Below are 23,147 nucleotides of genomic sequence, written 5' to 3'. Positions count from 1 at the left end.
TGATTGTTTCAACCGGCAGTTCGAGGGTGAGGTACAAGTGGCAGTCACCATCCGCGACGTGGCTCGCAGGGCGCACGTATCGGTCGCCACCGTTTCGCGTGCGCTGACATCTCCCGAGCTGGTGCGCCCGGAGACCAGATCACGGGTGCTGGCTGCCGCCTCCGACCTCGGCTACCAGCCCAACCGGGCCGCGCGAGGGCTGATCACCGGCAAGACCGGCAACATCGGCATCGTCGTGCCGGACCTCGACAACCCGTTCTTCACGGGCGTGCTCAAGGCCGTGCAGGCACGGGCCATGCAGGCGGACTACGCGGTGTTCGTGGCGGACAGCGACGAGGACCCGGTCGCCGAGGCCAAGCTGGTGCACGCGATGGCGAAGCAGGTCGACGGCGTCGTGCTGTGTGCGCCCGGCCTGGAGGACTCGCAGGTCTACGAGGTGGCGGGCGCCACCTCGCTGGTGCTGCTGAACCGGCGGCTGCCCGGCGTGCCCGCGGCGTTGATGGACTCCGCCGGCGGCATGCACGCGATCATCGACCACCTGGTGGCGTTGGGGCACCGGCGGATCGCCTACCTGAACGGGCCGCGCACGTCGTGGTCCAACCAGGAACGCCGCCGGGGACTCATGTCGGCGGTCGCCCAGCACGGTGTCGACCTGGTGGATCTCGGACCGTTCGCGCCACGCTACGAAGGCGGTTTGCAGGCGGCTGATTTGGCCGTGGCGGCCGACACGACCGCGATCGTGGCCTACAACGACATCATGGCGCTCGGCGTGCTGGCGCGGCTGCGGGACCGCGGGATCTCGGTGCCCGGTGACGTGTCGGTGACGGGCTTCGACGATCTCACGTACGCCGCGCTCTGCTCGCCCGCGTTGACAACGGTGGCAATGCCGGTGGCGCAGGCGGGCCGCACCGCCGTGAACCTGTTGCTGGACTGGCTGGATTCGGACAACACGGAAGTTCCGCAGATCGTGGCCGAAACCCAGCTCATCGTGCGCGGAACTACTACGCCGCCCAGGAAGTAGATGCAAGGCGGCCCCGGCGTGGTGTCTGGGGGGAGTACACCATGAGCCGGGGCCGCGAAGCGGCTGGGCCCGAGGGGGGAGGGGGCCTAGCGCCGCTTGGTGTCCCACTCTGCCCTGAGCGGGCCGAATGCGCCAGGGTGGATGTACCTGTTTTTGGATTTCTCGTACGTACGGGTTACTCGTAGAGCCCTTCGTACAACCCAGAGTGAAGACGGTGTACGACGTTCCGCTTGACCTTCAGGGTGGGGGTGAGCTCACCCTCCTCCTGGGACAGATCACGGCTGAGCAGCACGAACTTCTTCACCTGGGAAACACTGGCGAAGTGCGAGTTCGCCTCGTCGACAACTTCCCGCACGAGCGTTCGCACGTCCGGGTGACCCACCAAAGATTCGAGGTCGGACGGCAAGCCGCGCGCGGTCGCCCACGGCACGATCTCGTCCGCGTCGAGCGTGAGCAGCGCCACACAGTAGGGCTTGCGGTCCCCGAACAGGACCGCGTGCGAGATCCAGCGCGACTGGCGCAGGACGTTCTCCACGTTGGCCGGCGCGATGTTCTTGCCGCCCGCGGTGATGATGATGTCCTTCTTGCGCCCCGTGATCGTCACGAAACCGTCCGCGTCGATCTCGCCCAGGTCGCCGGTGTGCAGCCAGCCGTCCTGGATCGTGGCGGCGGTGGCCTCGTCGTTGCGCCAGTAGCCGGCGAAGACGTGCGGGCCGCGCATCAGCAGCTCACCGTCCTCCCCCAGCGACATCTCCAGACCGGCCACTCCGGACGCACCGACCGAGCCGAGTTTGAAACGATCCAACGTGTTGATCGTGCCCACCGCGGTCGATTCGGTCATGCCGTAGCCCTCCAGCACCGGCACCCCGGCCGCGTGGAAGAACTGCAGCACCTCACGTGAGATCGGCGCGGCACCGGACAGCGCCTGCACGAGCCGACCGCCGAACACCGCGCGCACCTTGGCGAACAGTGCGTCGACCTGTTCGAACGCGGCGGCCATCTCGGCGGGCACGGGCTCGCCGAGAGCACGCCTCCTGCGCACCTCAAGCCCGAGCGTCACCGCCTGGCCCAGCTGTTCGGCAGGCACGGCAGCCGTGACGAACGTGTAGATCTTTTCGAAAATGCGTGGCACCGAAGGCAGGAAGGTCGGCCGAACCTCCGCCAGCTCCGGCACGATCGCCGTCATGTCGCCGCCGAAGTAGGCGAGCGCACCGCCGCGGTACATCGTCCCGAACATCACGATCTGCGCGAAGACGTGCGCCAGCGGCAGGAACAGGTACACCGTGCCGGTCATCGCGTCGATGCGGGCTTCCTCGGCGACGCGGCACAGCGCGACCCAGTTCGCGTTGGTGAGGATGCAACCCTTGGGCGGCCCGGTCGTTCCCGAGGTGTAGATGATCAGGCTGGGGTCCTCGGGCTTGATCGCGGCCCGCCGGGAGTCCAGCTCGTCCGCCAGCGGCGAGGTGCGGCCCGTGTCCTGCAGCTCGGCCACGCTCGGCCGATCACCGGCCGGGTCGATCGTGAAAACTGTTCGCAGTTCAGGAAGTTCACCCTGGACGACCTCGACCTTGACGCACTGCGCCTCGTTCTCGGCCACCACGATCGACGCGCCGGAGTTGCCCACCACCCAGGCGATCTCCTCCGACGTGCTCGACGGGTAGATCGGCACGACGATGCCGCCCGCCGCCAGCACCGCGAGCTCGACCGCCGTCCACTCAGGACGGGTGTTGGCGAGCACGCAGACCCGGTCACCGGCCTTCAGTCCGGCGTGGACGAACCCGGACGCGAGGTCCAGCACCTGCTCGGAGACCTCGGCGTAGGTCTGCTCGCGCCACTCGCCGTGCTGCTTGAACCGCCACGCCACCGCGTCCCCGTACGCCTGCTCCGCGAGGAACGGCAGGTCGGCTATCCGGCGGACGGATCGCACGGCGTTGGGGCTGGTGACTCCGGCGGTCATGGCGGCTCCTGGACGTTCGGGGGGATCTTCTAGGCGGGCACGACCTGCACGCGGGTGCCGTTGAGAACGGCGGTGCCCGAGAGCGGGTCGATGCGGAGGTCGTCGGTGAGGAGGTTGACGTTCACGCCGGCGTGCTCACGGGCGACGGAGAGCTGCGTGCCGGGCAGGTCGTGGCCCCAGCCGTGCGGCATCGAGACGACGCCGGGCGCGATGTCGTCGGTGACCTCGACGAGCACCTCGATCTTGCCCACGCGCGAGGTGACCTGAGCGGTCTTGCCGTCGGTCAGGCCGATCCGCTGGGCGTCACCGGTGTTGACGAGCAGCGTGCACAACGGCTTGCCCTTCACCAGCGCGGGAACGTTGTGCATCCAGGAGTTGTTGGTGCGCAGGTGCCTGCGGCCGACCAGCACGAGGTCGGTCTCGGGTGTCTCCAACGCGGCCAGCACGCGCGGCAGGTCGGCCATGATCGGCTCCGGCGTGAGTTCGATCTTGCCGGAAACAGTCCGCAGGATCTCCGGCAGGCGCGGCGTGAGCGGGCCGAGGTCGATGCCGTGCGGGTGGTCGAGCAACTGCTTGAGCGACACCCCGTACGGGCCGGTGCGGAGTTTCAGGTCCAGCAAGCGTTCCTCGCGCGTCTCGCCCTCGGGTTCGAAGTCGACTCCGAGCTGCTGCTTCAGCCCTGCCAGCTGCATCGCGGCGATGGCGTCGAGATCGGCGGACGGACCGAGGCCGCTGAAGATCGTGGCGAGCCGGAAGAAGATGTCGGTCTCGTCGACCCTGCCCTCCTCCAGCGGAATCGCCGCGCGCGAGTACTTCACGACGTTGCGCACCGAGTTGTTGAGGAACGCGATGTCGTAGTGATCACGACGGGACGGCGGCGGCGTCGGCAGGATGACGTCCGCATGCCTGGTGGTCTCGTTCAAATAAGGATCGACGCTGACCATGAAGTCCAGAGAGGACAGCGCCTCGTTCACGCGGGCCGAGTTCGGCAACGACAGCGCGGGGTTGCCGCCGATCGTGAACAGCGCCCGGACCTGCCCCTCGCCGGGCGTCTCGATCTCGTCGACCATCGTGACGGCCGGGTACTCCCCCATCACCTCGGGGTGTCCCTTGACCCGGCTGTGCCAGCGGCCGATGCCGAAACCCTTGCCCTTGCCCGGTCCGCGCTTGCTGTGCGCGGGCAGCGGCCACATCACGCCGCCGGGCCGGTCGAGGTTGCCGGTGAGGATGTTGAGCGTGTCGACCGCCCACGACGCCACCGTGCCGAACTCCACGGTCGTCGTGCCGATACGTCCGTACACCGCAGCACGTTCAGCACTCGCCAACCGGCGGGCCAGCGCGCTGATCGTGGCAGCCTCGACGCCCGTGCGTTCCTCGACGGCCTCGGGGCTGAACGGCATGACGCGCTCGCGGATCACCGTGTGGTCGGTGACGTGCCCGGCCAGTTCGCGAAGATCGACCAGATCCTGCCGGAACAGCTCGTGGATCAACGCCAGCAACAGGAACACGTCGGTGCCAGGCCGGATCACGATGTGCTGGTCGGCGGCTGCGGCCGTGCGGCTGCGGCGCGGGTCGACGACGACGAACGACCCGCCGCGCTTCTGCAGCTCCTTGAACCGGCCGGGCACGTCCGGAACCGTCCACAGGCTGCCGTTGGACGAGAACGGGTCCGCGCCCAGCACCAGCATGAAGTCGGTGCGGTCGATGTCCGGCACCGGGATCGAGAAGATGCTGCCGTACATGTGCCCGACCTGGACGTGCTTCGGCATCTGGTCGACCGTGCTGGCGGTGAAGACGTTGCGGCTGCCCAGCGCCTTGCGCAGCGGCCCGGCGTAGAGGCCGCCCGCGAGCGAGTGCACGACCGGGTTGCCCAGGTACATCGCGATCGAGTTGCGGTCCGGGAAGTCCTTGAGCCGCTCGTCGATGTGGGCGAAGGCCTCGTCCCAGGTCGCCTCCTGGAACTCGCCGTCGCGCTTGATCAGCGGAGTGCTCAGCCGGTCCGGATCGGCGTCGAGCGTGCCGAGCGACGCGCCCTTGGGGCAGATGAACCCCTTGCTGAAGTCGTCCTCGCGGTCGCCGCGCACCTTCGTGATGCGGTCGCCCTCGACCGTCAGCTCCAGCCCGCACGTCGCCTCACAGAGCGGGCAGGTCGTGAACACGGTCCTCATGCGTCCCCTTAAACGGCTTGTTACCAACGAGTACTAGTCAGCTGCCATCGGACGCAATCGCCCAGCCGAGGTCAACCCGAACAGCTCACTGACAGCCCTGGCGATCATGTCCGGTCGTTCCAGCGTGTGCTCGAAGCGGAACCCGATGACCGCCCGTGAGCCGCCGAGCAGACCGGTCAGCTTGATGGATTCGTCCTGGTCAGCGCCGTAGCAGACGATCCGGCCGAACGGCGCGAGGGCCTCCAGCGAGGCTTTCAGCGCACCGCCGGGATCGAGCACCACATCGACCTGTTTGCCCTCGTTCGCCTGTACCAAACGCTGGGCGAGCCCGTCTTGATCGGACTCGACCGCGACGTCCGCGCCGAGCTTGAGGGCCTTGCGCCGCCGCGACTGGCTGGAGTCCGTGGCGATCACGCGCCCGGCCGCGAAGCTGCGCGCGAGCTGGACCGCGATCGCGCCGACTTCGCTCGCGGCGTCGTGCACGACGATCGACTCGTCCGGCCTGAGGTGCGCGCACGTGCGGAGGAGGTGCCACGCCGTGGTGCCCGCTCTCGCGAGCGTCAGCGCCTGGTCGTCGGTGACGCCCGCCGAGATCGGGAGGTGCAGGCGTCCGGCGACCACCACCACGCGACGTCCGCCGTCCTCGACCAGGACCTCGTCGACCGCCTCGGCTGTGCGCATGTAGCTCATCTCACGTTCTCACGCGCACGGGCTGTAGTGCGGCTTCCACGACAACTAAGGATCGGCGCTGCTCAGAGACTTGTAGTACACGAATGCGAGCTGAGCGAGCGAGGTCATTTCGAGCGATCCGGTCGTAGCGACGCAGGACCAGGCAAGATCAACGCGGCGGGGTGTATCGCGGCTTCGGCCCACTGCCGGGCGCCGGTCCGTTCGACCAACGCGGTCGCGCGGTCAGAGCACACCCGGCCTGCGGAATGAGTCCGAGCGGGTACGCCGCGTGGCGAGGTATGGCGAACGGGTGTGCGCGGGGGGGAGAGTGTGCCGGTGAACGCCGCACTGCGCCCCATTCCGCGCACCACCATCACGATCCTCGCGGTCGCGGTCGCCTACTACGCGACGGCGAAGGTGGGGCTGGTCCTGGCTCTGGTCAAGGGCCAGGTCACTCCACTGTGGCTGCCGACGGGGATCTCGGTGGCGGCACTGCTGATGTCGGGCCGCAAGATCTGGCCGGGCATCGCTCTCGGCGCGTTGACGGCCAACATCGCACTCGGCGCGGGACCCGCCGGGATCCTGATGATCACCATCGGCAACACGCTCGCGCCGCTGGCCGCCTGGTACCTGCTGAACCGGTTCGGCTTCCGGCAGCAGCTCGACCGGTTGAAGGACGCGCTGCTGCTCGTCTTCGCGGGCGCGCTGGGCGCGATGCTGATCAGCGCGGTGGTCGGCGCGGCGGCGTTGAAGATCACCGGCGAGATCCCGTGGCACGACGTCCCGGCCGTGGTGTCGGTGTGGTGGACGGGCGACGCGATGGGCGTCCTGGTGTTCACGCCGTTGCTCCTGACGCTCCCCCGGACCTGGAACGTCTCGCCGAGCCGGCTCGCGGAGGCCGCGGGCCTGTTGATCGCCACTGCGGCCCTCGCGTCGTTCGTGACCACGTCGGAGTTGCGGCTGCTGTTCCTCGTGTTCCCGATGCTGATCTGGGCGGCGCTGCGGTTCCAGCACGCGATCGCCGCCCCGTGCGCCTTGATCATCTCCGTGGCGGCCGTGATGTCGGCGGCCGGCGGCCACTTCGCGCAGACCGACCTGCTGACCACGATGATCGTGCTGCAGGCGTTCAACGGATCGGTGGCGCTGACCGGGCTGATCCTGAGCGCGATCACGAGCGAGCGCAACGAGGCCAAGCAGGCGATCGAGCGGGCGTGCGCGCAGCTGGCCGAAACCGTGTCGCGGTACCAGGAAGAGGGTGTGCGCAAACGGCTCGGCCGCGTGGTGCCGCCTGCTTAGCGTTGCTGCATCGCGTCGAGCACTCGGGCCAGCTCCAGCCGTGACGACACGTGCAGCTTGGCGTAGATCCGCGACAGGTAGACCTCGATCGTCCGCGGGCTGTAGTGCAACGCGGCGGCGATGTCGCGGTTGCGCATTCCTTGCTGCACAAGGCGAGCGACGTTCTCCTCGGCCTCGGTCAGCAGGCCCGGTGCCTTCGACCGTGCTCGCGGAACCTTGGCGCCCAACGTTCTGAGGCGGTTGCCCGCTTGTCTGCGCAGCCCGTGCGCGCCGAGCCGCTGGAACGTCGTGTAGGCCTCGACGAGCGTGGGCACCTCTTCGTCGGTGACCTCGCCCAGAGCCAGCTGGGCGCGGGCTTTCTCGAACTCCAGGCCGCCCAGCGCGGCCTCGGACACGGCTTCCCGCAACAGGTCCGCGTCCTGCTGCAGCACGCCGGTCACGCGCCGGATCGTGGTGCGGGACCACGGCGACACCCGCGTCGGCGACACCTCCGCCAGCTTCTTGAGCGCTTCCAGGGCCTTGTCCTCGTGTCCTCGCTCCAGGTCCAGTTCGATCATCCGCGCGACCAGCACGCAGGAGTAGGCGGCTTCCAGCCGTGAGCCGATCGCGTCGCCCAGCAGCTGGTACGCGGCGTCGGTGTCACCGCGGGCGATCAGGTACTCGGCGAGGGCGGCGGCGTGCAGCTTGGAGATGTTCACCGACTGCGGGGCCGGCAGCGACGCGAGGCGGGCGGCGACGTCGAGCTCGCCGCGCCAGGTGCGGATGGAGAGCTCGATCGCGTGCAGGACACCGAGAGCCTGGTCGGCTTGGGCGGCTTCCACGTCCGGGAGCCAGCGGCCGATGCCGTCGAGCGCGGCGTCCCAGCGGCCGCCGAGCCAGTCCAGCGCCACGCGGGACGCCGCCCGTTCGGCGCGGAAGCCGTGCGAGCCGACCTGGTCGACGAGTTCCTCGGCCCGGCGGACCCGCCACTCGGCGTCGTGGACGAGGCCGGCGAGCGAGGTGATCGAGGCGCACACCGAGAGGGCTTGGAGTTCGAGCATCGGCTGGCCGTCGCTGTAGGACAGGGCTCTGTTGGCGTGCTCGACCGTGCGGTCGTGCTGGAAGAGCAACGAGGACAGCATCGCCAGGTGCTCGAAGACGATCACGCCCTCGGCCGGTGAGCTGATCGGGAGGGCCTCGATGCGCGCTGCTTCCGTGACGGCGTCGTCGTGGCGGTCGTTGTAGACGAGGAGCACGGCGCGTTGGGCTTCCAACGACGCGGGGACCGGACCTCTGGCGACCTCCTCGTCTGCCAGTTCCATCGCTTCGGCTGTGCGTCCGACTGAGAAGAGGGAGGAGATGACGGCCGTGGCGACGCGCGTGCGTTCTTGGCCTGGCTCCAAGAATTCGAGCGCGGCGAGGCCAGGGGCGATGGCCAGCGCCGGGCGGGATGCCCGCGCGAGCACCCGGCACTGCAGCGCGAGCAGCTCGGAGCGTTCAGGAGCGTTGCGCGGCAACAGTTGCAGGGCTTTGGCGCACAGGGCGGCAGCGGTTTCCGGGGCCGTCGCACGGGCCACCGAAGCCGCCTCGGCCAGGACCGCCACGGCCATGCGGTCGCCCGGGGCGGCGGACTCGGCGAGGTGCCAGGCGAGTTGGAGCAGGTCCACCGCGAGACCCTGGGCGCGGTCTTCGAGCAGGCGTGCGGAGATCAACGAGTGCAGGTGACGGCGTTGGGCCGGACCCACCTCGTGGTAGAGCGCTTCGCCTACCAGCGCGTGCGAGAACCTGTAACCGCGTTCGTCGTCGTGGACCACGATGTGCGCGCGCAGGAGTTCGTCGAACGCTCCGACGACCGTTTCTTCCGGAAGGCTCGCTACGCGCGCGAGGAGCGAGATCTGGTCGAGGCGGACTCGGCGGAACACGGAGACAGCGCGCGCTACGAGCCGTGTGTCGTTCTCAAGAGGGGCGACGCGGCGGAGTACAGCCTCGCGGCGGGTGAGGCGGATGGCGTTCGGCGACACCGCGAGCCGGGCCCGGTTGTTGTCGACCGTCACCAGATCGAGTTCTCTCAGCGACCGCGCGATCTCGGTGACGAAGAAGGGGTTGCCGTCGGATCGTTGCTGGACTTCGCGGGCGAGGGCGTCGTCGACCGAGGTCTGCAGCACCGCCTCGACGATGCGCGCCACGTCCGCGCCGGACAGCGGGGCGAGTTGCAGGCGCATAACCTCTGCGTGCTGTTCCACGCGGTCCAGCAGGTTGTCGCCGGCCTCGCCCAGGTGCGGGCGGCTCGCGGTGACCAGGACCAGCGGGGCCGCCGAGACCCGGCGCAGCACCAACGTGAGCAGGGCCAGGGAGTCGTCGTCGACGTGGTCGAGGTCGTCGATCAGCAACGCCGCGGGACGCGTCGCGGTGAGCTCGGTCAGCAGCCGCACCACTCGGTCGCACGCTCGGCCGAACCACGCGCCGGAGTCCTCGTTGCCGGACACCTCCAGTGCTTGCAGGGCATCCGCGCGGATCTTGTCGTGCGCCGCCAGCGATCTGATCAAGGCGACCACCGCGCCGTACGGGATGCGCTTGCCGAGCACGTCCGAGGCACTCGTCAGCACTGCGCAGTGGCGTTCTTCGAGGCGGCGGGCGAGTTCCGCGAGAAGGCTGGTCTTGCCGATGCCCGGCTCCCCGCTCACCTGCACGACGACGAGGCCGGTCGCGGGCGCGCTGTCCACGCAGTCGAGCACGGCGCGCAGTTCCGGTTCCCGTCCCACGAGAACGCTGCGAGTGTCGACGATGACGGCCTCCCGGCGAGCTTCGGCGGAGCAGCGCTGAGTCTTCCATGTGGGTGTCTCGACTCGGCAAGGGCGGCTTTCCGTGCGCGATCAGTCACTCTCGGTTGTTCGATTGCTCCGTGTGAGGCTCGGCACGTTAGCCGCTAAGTGTTCCCTACTAATCCGTGGTTCCTCTGAGTGATGGCCTTGAGCCCCTACCGCCGCTCCCGCCCTTGAGGAGGGTCAATGTCGATCCAGGGAACTTGCGCCCCGCAGTTCGCAGAGGTCCGCGCCGAGTTCGAACGCAACTTCGCTGCGCGCGGCGAGGTGGGCGCCTCCGTGCACGTGACCCTCGACGGCGAGCCCGTCGTCGACCTCTGGGGCGGCCTGGCCGACCCCGTCTCCGGCCAGCCGTGGTCCGAGGAGACCATCGTGCACGTGTGGTCGTGCACCAAGGCCGCGACCGCGTTGTGCGCCCACATCCTCGCCTCGCGCGGTGCTCTGGACTTGAACGCGCCGGTGGTTCGCTACTGGCCGGAGTACGGCGCCGAGGGCAAGGACTCGACTCTGGTCCGGCACGTGTTGTCGCACCAGGCCGGTCTGCCCGCGCTGACCTCCTGGCTGCCCGCCGGCGCCTTCTACGACTGGGAGCTGGTCACTTCTTCCCTGGCCGCGCAGAAGCCGTTGTGGGAACCCGGCACGCGGCACGGCTACCACGGGCTGACGTTCGGCTTCCTGGTCGGTGAGATCGTCCGCCGCGTCACCGGGTTGTCGCTGGGCCAGTTCTTCGAGAAGGAGGTCTCCGGGCCGTTGGGCCTCGACTTCTGGATGGGCCTGCCGGAGGACCTCGAACCCCACGTCGCGCCCACGATCCCGGTGGACCCGACGCAGCCCGGCGTGCTGTTGCCGTCGCTGTTCATCACCGCGATGACGCAGCCCGAGTCGGTGCCGGGCCTGATGCTGCTGAACAACGGCGGCTACATGGCGCCCGGCGAGTCGGACTCCCGCGCCGCGCACACCGCCGAGATGGGCGCGATCGGCGGCATCTCGAACGCCCGCGGCCTCGCCGGCATGTACCGGCCGCTCGCCTTGGGCGGCTCCTACAACGGCGTCTCACTGGTGGAGCCGTCGCAGATCCCGCTGATGTCGAACGTCGCGGTGGCCGGAGCGGACGCCGTGGTGATGGTGCCGTCGCGGTTCGGGCTGGGGTTCCAGAAGGCCTGCGACAACGCCCACCTCGCCCCGAACGACGCCGAGGGGCTGCTGGTGTCGGAGGAGGCGTTCGGGCACAACGGGATGGGTGGCTCGCTCGGGTTCGCGGACCCGAAGGCGCGGCTCTCGTTCGGCTACGCGATGAACAAGCAGGGTGCTGGGCTCGGAGTCAACGAACGCGGGCAGTCGCTTGTGGACGCCACGTATCGCGCGCTCGGGTACCGGCAGACCGGTGGCGGCACCTGGTTCGCCTGAGCACGCTGACGCAGGGGTCCCCTTGAGCTGGGAACCCCTGCGTCATAACGTACTCAGCAGGTCCGACAAGATCGTTCAGACGATCAGAACGGCTTGGTCTCCGCGGCGATCTCGCCCAGGATGTCGCTCAACGGCCGAGCCGACTGCAGCGACATCGTGGTAGCGGCGCCCGGAGGCACGTTCTCCGCGATGTCCGTACCAGCGCAGGTCACCCGCGAGGCCGGCAGAATCCCCGACACCAGGTACTTGTTCACCAGCGCGTCGACACAAGCGTTGCGGCGCAGCGCGTAGTGGCCGTGCTGGCCGTCGTTCGACACGTTGATCAGCGGCTCGTTCAGGTGCTCGGCCATGACCCGGCCGTTCGCCAGCGGCGTCTGCGTGTCGCCGTCCGCGTTCACGACCAGGCCGGCCGGGTACTTGCGCGTGATGGCCGGGATCTTCTCCGGGCGCTTGAACGCGCGGAACGTGCAGTTGGTCGGCGCCATGTAGTCCACGGTGCCGCCGTACGGGTTGGTGTCCCGCCAGCGCTTCATGTCGTTGTAGTAGGTGTTCACGTCGGTGAACCAGTCCCACTCACAAGTCACGGCCTGGTACGTGCCCGCGGAAGTCGGCTCGATGTCGCCCTTCTTCAGCGCCGCGACGATCGCGGAGGCCTCGGCCGGATCACCGGCACCTGCCTTGATCGAGGCGATGTGGCGCGAGAACGCCGCCCACGAACGACGATAGCGGGTGGCACCGACCGCGTAGTCGAACGAGGAAACGTCCGAGTAACCGCCGTACGGACCGGCTTTCAGCTTCTCTGCGATACCGTCCAACACCGTGCGCACAGCCTCAGGCGTGGAACCGAGACCGTAGGTGCCGTTGCGCGCGGCCGTCCATTCGGTCCACTTCTTCAGGTTGTCCGTGATGGCGTCCACCACGTCGACGTCCTGCTCGTGCCACGTCTTCAGCGGGTCAAGAGCCGAGTCGAGCACGCTGCGGTCCAGCGACTTCGGGAACATCGAGCCGAAGACGGCGCCGAGCTGCGTGCCGTACGAGTAGCCGACGTACGAGACCTTCTTCTCCCCCAACGCCCCGCGGATGACGTCCATGTCGCGCGCGGTGTTCATCGTGGAGACGAACCGGCGCATCTCACCGCCGCCGCGCTCGCAGTTCGCCTCGACCGACCGCGCGTACTCGGACCAGTTGGAGAGCTGCGCATCCGTTGGGCGCGAAGGGAACTCGTCGTCGGACGGCGTGGAGATGCACCGCAGCTGGGTCGATCGGCCGACACCGCGCGGGTCCATGCCGATGATGTCGTACATCTTCAGGACGTCGGTCTGCGCGTTGAACCAGTGCACCGCACCGAGTCCGGAACCGCCCGGGCCACCGGGGTTCGTCAGCAGGACGCCTCTGCGACGCGCCGGATCAGTGGCCTTCTTGCGCGAGATGGCGATTTCCAGGTTGCCGTTGCCCGGGTTCTTGTAGTCCATCGGCACGATCACCGTGGCGCACTCGACACCCGTCGACGGGCTCACCCAGCCCGCCGGGCACTCGGCCCACGCGACGGGCTGGGTGTAGTACTCGTCCAGCGGGCCCGGTTCCGCGTAGGCCGTTCCCACCAGGGACATCAACAACGGAGCGACCAAAGCCGCCGCGCCCCAACGCTTCCTCACCACAACACCCCTCGGGTCGATGGTCCCGTGAAAGATCGACGCCGACGCTTCCGCAGTCGCCGACCCGCCCGGAACCCCCGGAAGTCGGGTGAATTTCACCTCACGTAACACACCTCGTAGGTGAGGACCAGGCCGTCGAGCACGCCCTTCGCGACGGCCTGGACGCGGTTCAACCAGCGGTAGCGGTCGTCGCCGGTCTCGAACAGCGGGGCCGCGTACAAAGGCGCACCGGAACCATTCGAGACGTCAACCCGTCCTGAGTAGTGCAGGAACACGTAAGCGTCGTCGTGAGTCCGCAGCACGGACCGCACGTCGAGGGTCGCGGTGCCGTCCGGGCCGATGGTCAGCCAGTCGGCGGTGGACGTGCCGTGCATGACACCGCGCAACCGCTCGCCCTCGAACGTGCCGGACTCGACCTCGTAGATCAACCGGTCGCCGACGGGCGTTTTCGGGAGCAAGTAAGGCTTTCGCAACGCGGCGGTCATCGTTCCCAGCGGCACGAGCTCCATCACGCCACCGTCCCGCCGTCGACCACGACGATCGAACCGGTCGTGTAGGCGGCGGCCGACGAGGCCAGGTACGCCACGGCACCGGCCACTTCGGAGGCCTCGCCCACCCGTCCCAGCGCGGTCTTCGCGATCACAGAGGCGTGCAGGTCCTCGTTCGCCACGATCGCCGCCGAAAAATCGGTGCGGATCACCCCTGGCGCCACGGCGTTCACCCTGATCCCGGCAGGACCGAGCTCGCGGGCCAGCGTGCGGGTCGCACTGATCATCGCCGCCTTGGCCGCCGAGTAGAGCCCCATGTACGGCTCGGCCTTCAACCCGGCGGCGGACACGATGTTGATCACAGAACCACCGCCCGAACCAAGCCCGGCGGCGACAGCGGCGCGCGTCAGCGAAAGCGGTGCGCGCACGTTCACGGCCATGATCTTGTCGAAGGCCCGGGCCGAGACGTCGATCAGCGGACCGAACGGCGGCGCGGCGCCGGCGTTGTTGACCAGCACGTCGATGCGGCCGAACCGGTCGACGACGGACTGCACGATGCCGGGGATCTCGTCGTCGTGGCCGATGTCGGCGACGACGGGCAGCGCCTCGACCTCGAACTCGCGTTCCAGCGCCGACGCCACCTCCTTGGTGGTCTCGGCGGTGCGCGCGACGACGGCAACGCTCGCCCCCGCACGGGCCAGCGCGCGCACCGACTCCAGGCCGATGCCGCGGGTGCCGCCGGTGACCAGCGCGACGTGTCCGATCAGCGAAAACGGGTTGCTCGACATGGTGGCGAAATTATTCGACACCGTGTCGAGTGAGCAACGCTCACGCTTATCTAGCGGGAAACCCCGTACACGGCCCGCAACCACACAGCAGTCAGGGTTTCGACCATCTCACGGTCGCGCGCGGCCGACTTGCGGGCCAGCGACAGGCTGTAGCACATGGTCTCGTTCATGGAGACCAGCACAGTGGCGAGAGCTCGCGCGGTCGGCGGACCCGCAACGGCCACGCCGGCGTCGCGTTCGATCTCGATCTGCTGCGCGGTCGACTCGATGAACTTGCGCGCGACCTCGGACCAGAAGCCGCGCACCATCTCGCTCGTGTCGCGGGCCCGCACGGCCGCGCGTAAAACGGGACCGTGCGCCCGCCACAGCGCGACAGTTCCCGAGATCGCGCGCCGGATCGATTCCGCCGGCGGCTCACTGCCGCGGCGCAACCACAGCGCGGCCGAATCGTAGAGGCCTTCCGCGACGCGTTCGGACAACGCGTAGAGCACGGCCTCGCGTGATTCGAAGTGGAAGTAGAAGGTGGATCTGGAGATTCCCGCGCCCGACGTCAGCTCGTCGACGGCGATCTCGTCGAGCGACTTCGTCTCGAGCAGCTGTTCAGCGGTGTCCAGAATGGCCTGCGAGGTCAGGTCACCCTTGCTCCGCTTGCGCCGCGAGCCGGCTCCGCTCGCCGGTGGGGCACCGGCCGGACGTGGAGACATGCCGAACATCATTGTGGATCGAACGAGGTTTGCAAACAGAAGCGCACGGAGAGTGGATGAGGTAGGAAGAGGTATGGATCCGGTCAAGGCGTTGAAGCAGGTGGCCTTCCACCTCGAACGAGCGGGCGAACCGACCTACCGCGTCCAGGCCTTCCGCAACGCGGCGGCCGTTCTCGCCGATCTCGACCCCGCCGAGGTCGAAAAACGAGCGAAACTCGGCACGCTCACCGACCTGAAAGGCGTCGGGAAATCGACGGCCGGGGTCGTGCAGGACGCGCTGGCGAACCGTGAACCGTCGTATCTCGCGAAGCTGCGGCACGTCGACATCACCGGCGGCGAGGACCTGCGGGCCAAGCTCAAGGGCGACTGCCACGTCCACTCCGACTGGTCCGACGGCGGCAGCCCGATCAGGGACATGGCGGAGGCGGCGCGGGACCTCGGCCACGAGTTCATGGTGCTGACGGACCATTCGCCGCGGTTGACCGTCGCGAATGGACTGTCACGCGACCGGCTGGAGAAGCAGCTGGAGGTCGTCGCCGAGCTGAACGTCGAGCTGGCGCCGTTCCTGATCCTGACCGGCATCGAGGTCGACATCCTCGACGACGGGTCGCTCGACCAGGACGAGGACCTGCTGGCACGGCTGGACGTCGTCGTCGCGAGCGTCCACTCGAAACTGAAGATGCCGAAACCCGACATGACGAAGCGCATGGTCAACGCGGTCAGGAACCCGCACGTCGACATCCTCGGCCACTGCACCGGCCGGCTCGTCGTGGGCAAGGGCCGGCCGGAGTCGCAGTTCGACGCGGAGAAGGTCTTCGAGGCCTGCGCCGAGCACGGCACCGCGGTGGAGATCAACTCACGGCCCGAACGGCTCGATCCCCCGCGCCGGCTGCTCAGCCTCGCCGTCGACGCCGGGTGCACGTTCTCGATCGACAGCGACGCGCACGCGCCCGGCCAGCTGGACTGGCTGAACTACGGCTGCGCGCGAGCCGAGGAGTGCGGCGTGACACCCGACCTCGTGATCAACACACGGAGCGCAGCTCAGCTGCTGTCCGGGTGAGGTGCTCGTACCAGGAGACCAGTGGCCCGGTGTCGGCGAGCGCCCGTCCCAGCGCGATCCGGCACAGGTCCCGGACCGGCTCGGGATCCCACGCGGCGACCAGTTCGTCGAAGGCTCCGAGCGACCCCAGCGCGTACCGCTCCAGCCCGGCGCAGATCGGCACGACGGTCCCGTCCGCCGTCACCACGAACGGATCCACCCGCACGAACGCCGACGGGTCCGCGCGCAGCAGCGCGGCGGACGTGACGTCGAACTGGACCTCGACGGCGTCGTCCTCGGCGACCCGGTTCAGCTCCACGGCCGCGTAGACCAGATCGACCCGGTCGACACCGCGCGGCCGCACGCGGATCTTGCGCGCGCCCTCCCCCACAGCCTCGGCGGCCAGGCCTCGCAGCGATGCCACGTTGCCCGGCACGAGGTCGATCAACACGGTCACCCGGTGACCGTCCGCGGCGTACCCGCTCACCTCGTCCAACCCCGCCACGAGCTCGGCCCCCGGCACCGCGGTGAGCCAGCGAGGGTCGTGGACCTCGACTCCCATACCTGTAGGAGCGTCCGTTCGGCCTACAAATACCTCCGTACCGCTCACCGGGCCATTTGGTTTTTCCGTCTGGCTGTATCACCGGCACTGCCGCTTCCATCGGAGTGCAAAGGAATGCGTTCACCCACTTCCGTCACATGCGGGAATGGGCCGATCAGGCGACTTGGTGTCACTCCATCGGGAACCGCGGAAACGGGTGCCGACGTCCAAGCGACGTCACTTTTGGGGAGGGAGGGAGCATGCGCCGCCAATTCATCGTGCCCGCGGAGTCGTGCGCCAGGAGCGCGGCCGAGGCACGCCGCACGGTGCTGCGCGACCTCCACGACGGTGTTGGCCCGTCCCTCGCCGCTGTCGCCCTCGGGCTGCGGTCGGCGCGGCAGCTGCTCACCTCCGACCCGGCCAGCGCGGCGCGGTTGCTCGCGCTGCTCGAAGACGAGATGCACTCGGCGATCGGCGACATCAAGTCGCTGGTGGCGAACGAGAGCCCGGCCGTCGTCACGAAACTCGGGCTCGTCGGCGCGGTCGAGCAGTTCGTCTCGGCGTTGAGGTCGCGACTGCACTTCGCGATCGACGTCGTGGTGCTCGGCGAGATTCCGCCGCTGCCCGACGCGGTGAGCGTCGCGGCGTACCGGATCATCCGCGAGGCGCTCACGAACGTCGTGACGCACGCGGACGCGCGCTCGTGCACCGTCCGGCTCCGCTTCGACACCGACCTGCACGTCGAGGTGCTCGACGACGGCGTGGGCGCGGCCGAGGTGGCGGCAGGTGTGGGCCTGGCGTCGATGCGGCAACGGGCCAGTGATCTCGGTGGGAACTGCCGGGTCGAGCCGGGACTCGACGGCGGCACCAGACTCGCGGCTGCCCTGCCTGTGCCATGACCTTGCGCGCGCTGGTCGTCGACGACCACCCGCTCTTCCGCCGCGGCGTGATGGCAGCGCTGATCGACAGTGGTGTCGACGTGGTCGGCGAGGCATCCGGTGGCACGACCGCGGTGGACGCCGCGGCCCGGTTGCAACCCGACGTGATCGTGATGGACCTCAACATGCCGGACCTCGGCGGAATCGAGGCCACCCGCCGGATCGTTGCCGCACGGCCGTCCGCGCGCGTGCTCGTGCTGACCATGTTCGAGGACGACGAATCCGTGTTCGCCGCGATGAAAGCGGGCGCGCGGGGGTATCTGGTGAAGTCCTCGCGGCCTCAACAGATCGTGGACGCTGTGCGCGCGGTCGGCGAGGGTGAAGCGATCTTCAGCCCCGCCGTCGCCACACGGCTGCTCGACTTCTTCGCCACCGCACCGCGGCCGAGCACGCTCCCGGAGCTGACCGGGCGCGAACGCGAGGTCGCCCGGCTGATGGCGGCGGGCAAGGGCAACGCCGTGATCGCCCGGGAGTTGTTCCTGAGCACCAAAACCGTGCGCAACCACGTGTCCAACATCCTGCGCAAGCTGCACGTCGCGGACCGCACCCAGGCGATAAACCTGTTCCGGGACAACCCGGGATAACTGCCCCTGCCGATCGGGACGTCCTGGGCTGGATGATGGATTTGCTTGATTCCTTTGGGCTGACGTCAGAAGGGGAGCTGATGAACGCCGAACCGGTAACCGTCGTCCTGCACGCCACCGACTCCATCACCCGCGCGGGAGTGACCGTCGCGCTGCGGTCCCGTCCGGAGATCCGGCTGGTCGAGCCGGAGACCGCGGAGAGCTGCGTCGCGCTCGTCGTCGCGGAACGTCTCGACGAGAACGTGCTGCAACTGCTGAGAAAGCTGCAGTGCCAGCCCAACCCGGGCATCGTGCTCGTCGCCGGCGACGTGGCCGACTCCGAGCTGCTCGACATCGTCGGCAGCGGAGTTTCCGCCGTGCTGCGCCGTTCCGAGGCCACGCCCGACACGTTGGTGCGGCTGATCCGCGCGGCGCACGCCGGTGAGGGATCGCTGCCAGCCGACCTGCTGGGCCGGTTGCTCGGACGCGTGTCCCAGCTGCAGCGCAACGTCCTGCGCCCCAACGGGCTCAACCTCGCCGGCATGTCCAGCCGGGAGACCGAGGTGCTGCGGATGATCGCCGACGGCCTGGAGACCAGGGAGATCGCGGAGAAGCTGTGCTACTCGCAGCGAACCGTGAAGTCGATCCTGCACGACATCACCAACCGCTTCCAGCTGCGCAACCGCGCCCACGCGGTGGCCTTCGCCCTTCGTGAGGGTCTCATCTAGGGCGAAGGCCTGAGCGGACTTCATTCCGCGCGCCCGTTGAGGACTACCGAGGGCGTGCAAGCCCCCTTGGGCTGCGGGTTCTGGCAGCTCACCCGGAACACGATCTTCTCGCCGGGGTTGAACCGGAGCGGTTCCTGGAAGTGCTCGTCGCGGTCCCGGAAGTTCCCGAGCCCGATCACCCGGATCGTGCTGCGCGTCCCGCCCGCGTCCCGGACGAGCTGGGCCGTCCCGGCGTCGCCCTTCGGGTTCTCGAAGAAGAGGTCCTTGACGAGGATGGTCTTCTTCTCGTCCGGCGGGGTGAAGGTGAGCTCCGCGAACTGCGTGGCGTTCGTGGTGATCTGTGCCGTGACGTCGATCCGGAACGTCACCGGATCGCCCTTCTCCGCGGGTTTGGGCAACGTGGGCGTCGCGTTCGTGTCGCCCGGCTTGACCCCCAGCACGTCCAGCGCCTGCCCGGCGTTGGCCGCGGCCTGCTTCGACTGCTCCCTGGCCTCACCGGCCGCGCTGGCCGCCCCGTCGGCCTTGTCCTTGATCTCCTTGGACTCCTGCTGCATCGCCTCGCGCGCCGCCGACTTCACGGCCGGCGCCAGCACCGAGAGCCACAGCGCCACCAACGCTCCCGCGAGCAACAGCAGTGCGATCAGCGCGGGCAGCAGCCACTTCGGCAGCAGCTGACGTTGCACCATCGTGCCCTGGGCGAGAAGTGGCTCGCCCTGCTCCGGCGTGATCTCCACCTGGAACGGCCGGCGCTTCGGCTCGCCGCGCAGGAACGTCCTGCGTGGCTTGGCCTGCAGCCGCACGAACGTCGTCGTGCCCGGCGGCAGTGCGATCTCGGTGCGGTCGAGCCGGAAGTCCAGCTCGTCCTCGGGGTCGACCGCCCGCAGCCGCAGCATCGCGGGCGCGTTGCCGACGTTGTCGACGGCGACCTCGTACTTGGCCTTCCTGCTGCCCTCCGCTTTGGCGGGCACCAGTTCCGCGGCCACGTCCGTGAACGCGCCGACCACGACGACGCCTTCTTCGACGACCGAGCCGTGCGGGTCCTCGTGCGAGATGACTCGGACGCCGAACGGGACCGGGCCCGCGTGGACGCCCGCGTCACGTGGTGGCACGAACCGGATGAGCACAGGTGCGGACTCACCGGGGTTGAGGTTCACCACGGCCGGTTCGGCGTGGCTCCACGACGCCGCATCGCCGACGACGTCGATCGTGAACTGGTCCACCAGCTCGCCCGCGTTGCGCACCATCACCTGGCAGGTGACGTCCCCGCCCGGTGCGACGGCAAGGTCCGAAGTGGACAGTGTCGCTGTTGCTCCCATGACTAGCAGTCTCCTTCTTTCCCTGGCGCCGCACAGGGGCGGCGGAGGCGTGGCCGGGTGCGCTCATCGCTGCCCGTTCGGGCGGCTAACCGCGCTCGACGAAGTCCGATGGCTGCACGGTGTTCGGCAACGCGAGGAAGTCTCCCGACTTGACCTCGCCGAACTTCGTGCCTTCGACCGTGGCGGCCTGGGCCTGCCGAGGCCCTTCGGTGTCGTTGTGGAAGACCAGCATCTGGGTGGAGAACGTGCCGTCGGTGGTGGTGAGCTCACCTGGTGTCTCGGAGATGCCGGCGGTCCAGCCGAGCCTGATCTTGGCGTTCGGCGGGAAGTCCTTGCCCTGCACGGAGACGACGCCACCGAGCGGTCCGGCCTGCTGGTCGAGGGTCAACGTGGGCTGCTTGATGACGATCTTCGTCGTGGCGACGTTGTCCTGTGCGTTGGTGTCGGGGCCCGTGGCGATCACCACGGCTGCCAGCTCCTGGTCGACGGCCTGAGTGGCCGCGATCGTGAGCTTGACTTCGGCCTGGCCATCCGGTCCGAGCGTGCCGACCGCGCACTCGGGCCGGCAGCCGAACGCCGAGGCGTTGACCCGCACGTTCGTCAGCGTCGAGCCGGAACTGTTGAGCAGCTTGAAGATCACCGTCACGTCATCACCGCCGACGAACGACGGCTGCGGGCTCGCCGCCGCGGTCAGCGAGAGCGATCCCGTTCGTTCCAGGACCTTCACGGTGACCTTCGACGTGATCGCACCGACCGCCGCGGTGACCGTGTGCTCTCCCGCGGTGACGCCGGTGGCTTCGCCGGTGACGACCTTCTTCTCCCCCGGCGCGATCGGGCCGACGTTGCCGCCGGCCGGGCCACCCTGGAGCTCTGGTGGCATGGTCACGGTGAGCGTGGCCGGGGCGGGCGCGAAGCCGGTGTTCGCGACGACGACCTCGATCGTCGTCCTGCCGTTGAACGGGATCTCGGCCGGGCTGGCCGTGGTGGTCACGGTGAGGCGCGGAAGTCGTTGCACAGCGGGCTGACCGGCGTTCTCGGTCAGGAGCTTCGGTGTGCCGTTCACCACGGGCACGATGTAGAGGTCCGGTTCGCTCTCGCTCCTCGCGGACTGGAACACGATCCTGGTGCCGTCCGGCAGCCACGCGGGGCTTCTCGGGCGTTCGACGGCCTCGGTCGACCGCACGATCACGCGGGCGCCGGAACCGTCGGCGTTGACCTGGCAGATCTGGTCGTCCTGCTCGACGGCCAGCGTCCTGCCGTCCGGCGACCAAGCCGGGTTCTGGCTGTAGCGGCTCTTGCACGGATCGGTGAACCGCGGCGACAGGTCGACCTGGGTGCTGCCGTCCGGCGTGACGAGCCAGATCTCCTGGCCGGGCGGGTTGGCCGCAGTGACGGTGATGGTCGCCGTGTCGGTTCCGGTGTTGCCGCGCGCGTCGGTGGCCGTGCAGGTCACGCGGGTGACGCCGACCGGGAACTTGGTGCCGGACGGCGGAGTGCAGGTCACCGGAAGCTGTTCGCCCCGGCTGTCGGTCGCGCTCGCCCGGTAGGTCACCGCGGCGCCGGTGGTGTCCGCGGCCTGAGCCATGACGTCGTCGACGCGCACGACGGGCTTGACCAGGTCGGCCACCTGGACGGAGACGGTCTGCCGATGACCGGGCCGGACCTCGGTCTCCTGGTTGAGAAGGAAGTCGATGGTGCAGCGCAACGTGCTGCCCGGCGTGGCGTTCGGGGAGACCGTGAACTTCTCGGCGAACGTGAAGTCCTGCCCGCTCGGCCCGTCGACCGGGCCGGGTGGGGTGAGCTGGACGCCGAGACCGGTGTCGCACTTCGCGACCGGTGTGAGGGTGACGGGGAGGTCCTTGATGCCGTCGGTGATCGCGGTGCTGATCTCGTCCGGCTTGTTCTCGTCGAACGTCTGCAGCGAGCCGTTCGTCTCCTTCTTGATCAGCTCGGCCTGCTTGAACTCGTTCAGGCCCCCGCTGTCGATCCCGACGAAGCGGATGTTCTTGGCCTTCAACGCGCTGATCGCGTTCTCGACGGTGTCGGTGTGGTCGGGCGGCATCAGCCTCTCCGCGGTGCCCTCGTCGCCGATCACCACGACGACCCTGCTGGAGTCGGGACGGAAGTCGAACGCACCGGTGGCGGTCTTGATCAGCGCGTGCGCCCACACCTCCGTGGAGCCGACGTTCTTGATCACGTTGACCTCGTTCTGCCAGTCGCCGAGCTTGTCGGTGAGCCCGCGGTGCACGGTGAACGTCTGCCCGATGTTCTCCGGCCCCGCGTACGAGGCGATGCCGAACCGGGTCTCCGGCTGGAGCTTGGCGACCTCGCCGATGACCTTCTCGGCCAGCGTTCTCTTGACGCTGTCGAGCTCGCCCTCCATCGAGCCGCTGATGTCGATGAGGATCACGACGTCGGGCTTCGGCGGGATGCGCGGTGTGTGCACGACCTGTTTGAGGTCGAAGGTGCTGCCCTGCCTGGCCGGAAGCTCGGTGTCGGGGTCCGGGACGGGGATCGGTGGCGGCGGCGGGGCGACGTTCTTCGCGTTCCTGGTGATCGCGATGGTCTTGCCGTCCGGCGACCAGTCCGGCGCGCTGTCGTTGCCGATGAGGTGCTTGGGCATCGGGATCTCACCGATCTTCGCATCGTCGGAGACCCGGTGGATCTGGATCACGTACCGCTGGCTCTCGCCCTCCACGATCCTGGTGGTCGCCGCGATCATCGTGCCGTCCGGGGACCACGCCGGCTGCGTCTGGTCGCGGGTCTCGGCGTTGAGGCGCGCGGGGTTCGTGCCGTCGGCGTTGGCGATCACGATGTGGTCGTAGTCGTCGACGTACGCCAGCTTGGTGCCGTCGAGCGAGAACGCCGGGTCTTCTTGGTTGATGGTCGGGTTCTTCGTGAGGTTGGTGCGCGTGTTCCCGAAGCTGTCGACGGTGAAGATGTCGCGGTCGTCGTTTCCCAGGCTGTCGAAGCCGATCCTGAACGGCTCCGGTTCTGGTGCCGGTTGGGCGGCTGCCGGCACCGGGAGGACCAGCAATGCCACCAGCAGCAACGGAAGTGCGCGCACT

18 protein-coding genes are annotated in these 23,147 nt (G+C 68.7%); 7 read left to right on the top strand and 11 right to left on the bottom strand.

Annotation, left to right across the window (positions count from 1 at the left end):
- The first annotated feature begins 37 nt into the window (after window positions 1-37).
- On the top strand, window positions 38-1,021 hold the full coding sequence (locus tag ABZX92_RS03230; RefSeq protein ID WP_045314629.1) for a LacI family DNA-binding transcriptional regulator: 984 nt from the start codon (window positions 38-40) through the stop codon (window positions 1,019-1,021).
- 175 nt (window positions 1,022-1,196) lie between these two features.
- On the opposite strand, the gene ABZX92_RS03225 is transcribed toward ABZX92_RS03230, so the two are convergent.
- The 3 genes from ABZX92_RS03225 to ABZX92_RS03215 are packed head-to-tail and all read right to left on the bottom strand — an operon-like array spanning window position 1,197 to window position 5,827.
- Window positions 1,197-2,978: a long-chain fatty acid--CoA ligase gene (locus ABZX92_RS03225; protein ID WP_355553242.1), complete on the bottom strand. Its 1,782-nt coding sequence runs from the start codon at window positions 2,976-2,978 to the stop codon at window positions 1,197-1,199.
- 29 nt (window positions 2,979-3,007) lie between these two features.
- On the bottom strand, window positions 3,008-5,146 hold the full coding sequence (locus ABZX92_RS03220; protein WP_355553240.1) for a molybdopterin oxidoreductase family protein: 2,139 nt from the start codon (window positions 5,144-5,146) through the stop codon (window positions 3,008-3,010).
- Between the two features lie 33 nt (window positions 5,147-5,179).
- A complete protein-coding gene (locus ABZX92_RS03215; protein WP_355553237.1) occupies window positions 5,180-5,827 on the bottom strand; it encodes a zinc-binding dehydrogenase in 648 nt (215 codons plus the stop codon).
- 324 nt (window positions 5,828-6,151) lie between these two features.
- Between ABZX92_RS03215 and ABZX92_RS03210 the strand changes: the two genes are divergently transcribed.
- Window positions 6,152-7,111, top strand: a complete 960-nt coding sequence (locus ABZX92_RS03210) for an MASE1 domain-containing protein (protein ID WP_355553234.1) — start codon at window positions 6,152-6,154, stop codon at window positions 7,109-7,111.
- Here ABZX92_RS03210 and ABZX92_RS03205 read toward each other — a convergent pair.
- Entirely contained in the window at window positions 7,108-9,852 is a 2,745-nt protein-coding gene (locus ABZX92_RS03205; RefSeq protein WP_355553231.1) for an AAA family ATPase, read from the bottom strand. The two genes, ABZX92_RS03210 and ABZX92_RS03205, sit on opposite strands and share 4 nt — an antisense overlap.
- Before the next feature lie 246 nt (window positions 9,853-10,098).
- Here ABZX92_RS03205 and ABZX92_RS03200 point away from each other — a divergent pair, with 246 nt between their 5' ends.
- The gene (locus tag ABZX92_RS03200) at window positions 10,099-11,319 is read left to right on the top strand and encodes a serine hydrolase domain-containing protein (protein WP_355553228.1); all 1,221 of its coding nucleotides are present in this window, start codon (window positions 10,099-10,101) and stop codon (window positions 11,317-11,319) included.
- A gap of 83 nt (window positions 11,320-11,402) precedes the next feature.
- Here the strand turns inward: ABZX92_RS03200 and ABZX92_RS03195 are convergent, their stop codons facing one another.
- The 4 genes from ABZX92_RS03195 to ABZX92_RS03180 all read right to left on the bottom strand — a co-directional run bounded on the left by ABZX92_RS03195 (window position 11,403) and on the right by ABZX92_RS03180 (window position 14,954).
- Window positions 11,403-12,974 carry an alpha/beta fold hydrolase gene (locus tag ABZX92_RS03195; protein ID WP_355553225.1) on the bottom strand — a complete coding sequence of 524 codons (1,572 nt, stop codon included), beginning with the start codon at window positions 12,972-12,974 and terminating at the stop codon, window positions 11,403-11,405.
- Between the two features lie 95 nt (window positions 12,975-13,069).
- Window positions 13,070-13,483, bottom strand: coding sequence for a DUF3237 domain-containing protein (locus ABZX92_RS03190; RefSeq protein WP_355553222.1), 414 nt, complete (start codon window positions 13,481-13,483; stop codon window positions 13,070-13,072).
- Window positions 13,483-14,250, bottom strand: a complete 768-nt coding sequence (locus tag ABZX92_RS03185; protein ID WP_355553219.1) for a glucose 1-dehydrogenase — start codon at window positions 14,248-14,250, stop codon at window positions 13,483-13,485. Before ABZX92_RS03185 ends, ABZX92_RS03190 begins: the two co-directional genes overlap by 1 nt.
- Before the next feature lie 50 nt (window positions 14,251-14,300).
- A complete protein-coding gene (locus ABZX92_RS03180) occupies window positions 14,301-14,954 on the bottom strand; it encodes a TetR/AcrR family transcriptional regulator (protein WP_355553216.1) in 654 nt (217 codons plus the stop codon).
- 73 nt (window positions 14,955-15,027) lie between these two features.
- On the opposite strand from ABZX92_RS03180, the gene ABZX92_RS03175 reads away from it, so the two are divergent.
- Window positions 15,028-16,014 carry a PHP domain-containing protein gene (locus ABZX92_RS03175; RefSeq protein ID WP_355553213.1) on the top strand — a complete coding sequence of 329 codons (987 nt, stop codon included), beginning with the start codon at window positions 15,028-15,030 and terminating at the stop codon, window positions 16,012-16,014.
- Here the strand turns inward: ABZX92_RS03175 and ABZX92_RS03170 are convergent.
- Entirely contained in the window at window positions 15,977-16,555 is a 579-nt protein-coding gene (locus ABZX92_RS03170) for a hypothetical protein (RefSeq protein WP_355553210.1), read from the bottom strand. The genes ABZX92_RS03175 and ABZX92_RS03170 overlap by 38 nt on opposite strands.
- A 239-nt stretch (window positions 16,556-16,794) precedes the next feature.
- Here ABZX92_RS03170 and ABZX92_RS03165 point away from each other — a divergent pair, with 239 nt between their 5' ends.
- The 3 genes from ABZX92_RS03165 (at window position 16,795) to ABZX92_RS03155 (ending at window position 18,763) form a co-directional block, all read left to right on the top strand.
- The gene (locus tag ABZX92_RS03165; RefSeq protein ID WP_355553207.1) at window positions 16,795-17,433 is read left to right on the top strand and encodes a histidine kinase; all 639 of its coding nucleotides are present in this window, start codon (window positions 16,795-16,797) and stop codon (window positions 17,431-17,433) included.
- Window positions 17,430-18,056 carry a response regulator transcription factor gene (locus tag ABZX92_RS03160; RefSeq protein WP_355553204.1) on the top strand — a complete coding sequence of 209 codons (627 nt, stop codon included), beginning with the start codon at window positions 17,430-17,432 and terminating at the stop codon, window positions 18,054-18,056. Before ABZX92_RS03165 ends, ABZX92_RS03160 begins: the two co-directional genes overlap by 4 nt.
- An 80-nt stretch (window positions 18,057-18,136) precedes the next feature.
- Window positions 18,137-18,763 (top strand): response regulator transcription factor, encoded by a 627-nt coding sequence (locus ABZX92_RS03155; RefSeq protein WP_355553201.1) that lies wholly within the window; start codon window positions 18,137-18,139, stop codon window positions 18,761-18,763.
- 20 nt (window positions 18,764-18,783) lie between these two features.
- Here the strand turns inward: ABZX92_RS03155 and ABZX92_RS03150 are convergent, their stop codons facing one another.
- Window positions 18,784-20,079, bottom strand: coding sequence for a hypothetical protein (locus ABZX92_RS03150; RefSeq protein ID WP_355553198.1), 1,296 nt, complete (start codon window positions 20,077-20,079; stop codon window positions 18,784-18,786).
- A gap of 85 nt (window positions 20,080-20,164) precedes the next feature.
- Window positions 20,165-23,146 (bottom strand): VWA domain-containing protein, encoded by a 2,982-nt coding sequence (locus ABZX92_RS03145; RefSeq protein WP_355553195.1) that lies wholly within the window; start codon window positions 23,144-23,146, stop codon window positions 20,165-20,167.
- Window position 23,147: the final 1 nt, after the last annotated feature.

Origin of the sequence: Lentzea sp. NPDC006480 (assembly GCF_040611995.1) — a bacterium.
Classification (GTDB): Bacteria; Actinomycetota; Actinomycetes; order Mycobacteriales; family Pseudonocardiaceae; genus Lentzea.
Note: the sequence above shows the minus strand (reverse complement) of the source record. Positions and strands in the feature narration are given on the sequence as shown.

Bases quoted from the DNA above. Each gene is read 5' to 3' on its own strand.
- ABZX92_RS03225 (WP_355553242.1), bottom strand. From the start codon at position 2,978: ATGACCGCCGGAGTCACCAGCCCCAACGCCGTGCGATCCGTCCGCCGG.
- ABZX92_RS03220 (WP_355553240.1), bottom strand. From the start codon at position 5,146: ATGAGGACCGTGTTCACGACCTGCCCGCTCTGTGAGGCGACGTGCGGG.
- ABZX92_RS03215 (WP_355553237.1), bottom strand. From the start codon at position 5,827: ATGCGCACAGCCGAGGCGGTCGACGAGGTCCTGGTCGAGGACGGCGGA.
- ABZX92_RS03200 (WP_355553228.1), top strand. From the start codon at position 10,099: ATGTCGATCCAGGGAACTTGCGCCCCGCAGTTCGCAGAGGTCCGCGCC.
- ABZX92_RS03190 (WP_355553222.1), bottom strand. From the start codon at position 13,483: ATGGAGCTCGTGCCGCTGGGAACGATGACCGCCGCGTTGCGAAAGCCT.
- ABZX92_RS03185 (WP_355553219.1), bottom strand. From the start codon at position 14,250: ATGTCGAGCAACCCGTTTTCGCTGATCGGACACGTCGCGCTGGTCACC.
- ABZX92_RS03180 (WP_355553216.1), bottom strand. From the start codon at position 14,954: ATGTCTCCACGTCCGGCCGGTGCCCCACCGGCGAGCGGAGCCGGCTCG.
- ABZX92_RS03175 (WP_355553213.1), top strand. From the start codon at position 15,028: ATGGATCCGGTCAAGGCGTTGAAGCAGGTGGCCTTCCACCTCGAACGA.
- ABZX92_RS03170 (WP_355553210.1), bottom strand. From the start codon at position 16,555: ATGGGAGTCGAGGTCCACGACCCTCGCTGGCTCACCGCGGTGCCGGGG.
- ABZX92_RS03165 (WP_355553207.1), top strand. From the start codon at position 16,795: ATGCGCCGCCAATTCATCGTGCCCGCGGAGTCGTGCGCCAGGAGCGCG.
- ABZX92_RS03160 (WP_355553204.1), top strand. From the start codon at position 17,430: ATGACCTTGCGCGCGCTGGTCGTCGACGACCACCCGCTCTTCCGCCGC.
- ABZX92_RS03155 (WP_355553201.1), top strand. From the start codon at position 18,137: ATGAACGCCGAACCGGTAACCGTCGTCCTGCACGCCACCGACTCCATC.
- ABZX92_RS03150 (WP_355553198.1), bottom strand. From the start codon at position 20,079: ATGGGAGCAACAGCGACACTGTCCACTTCGGACCTTGCCGTCGCACCG.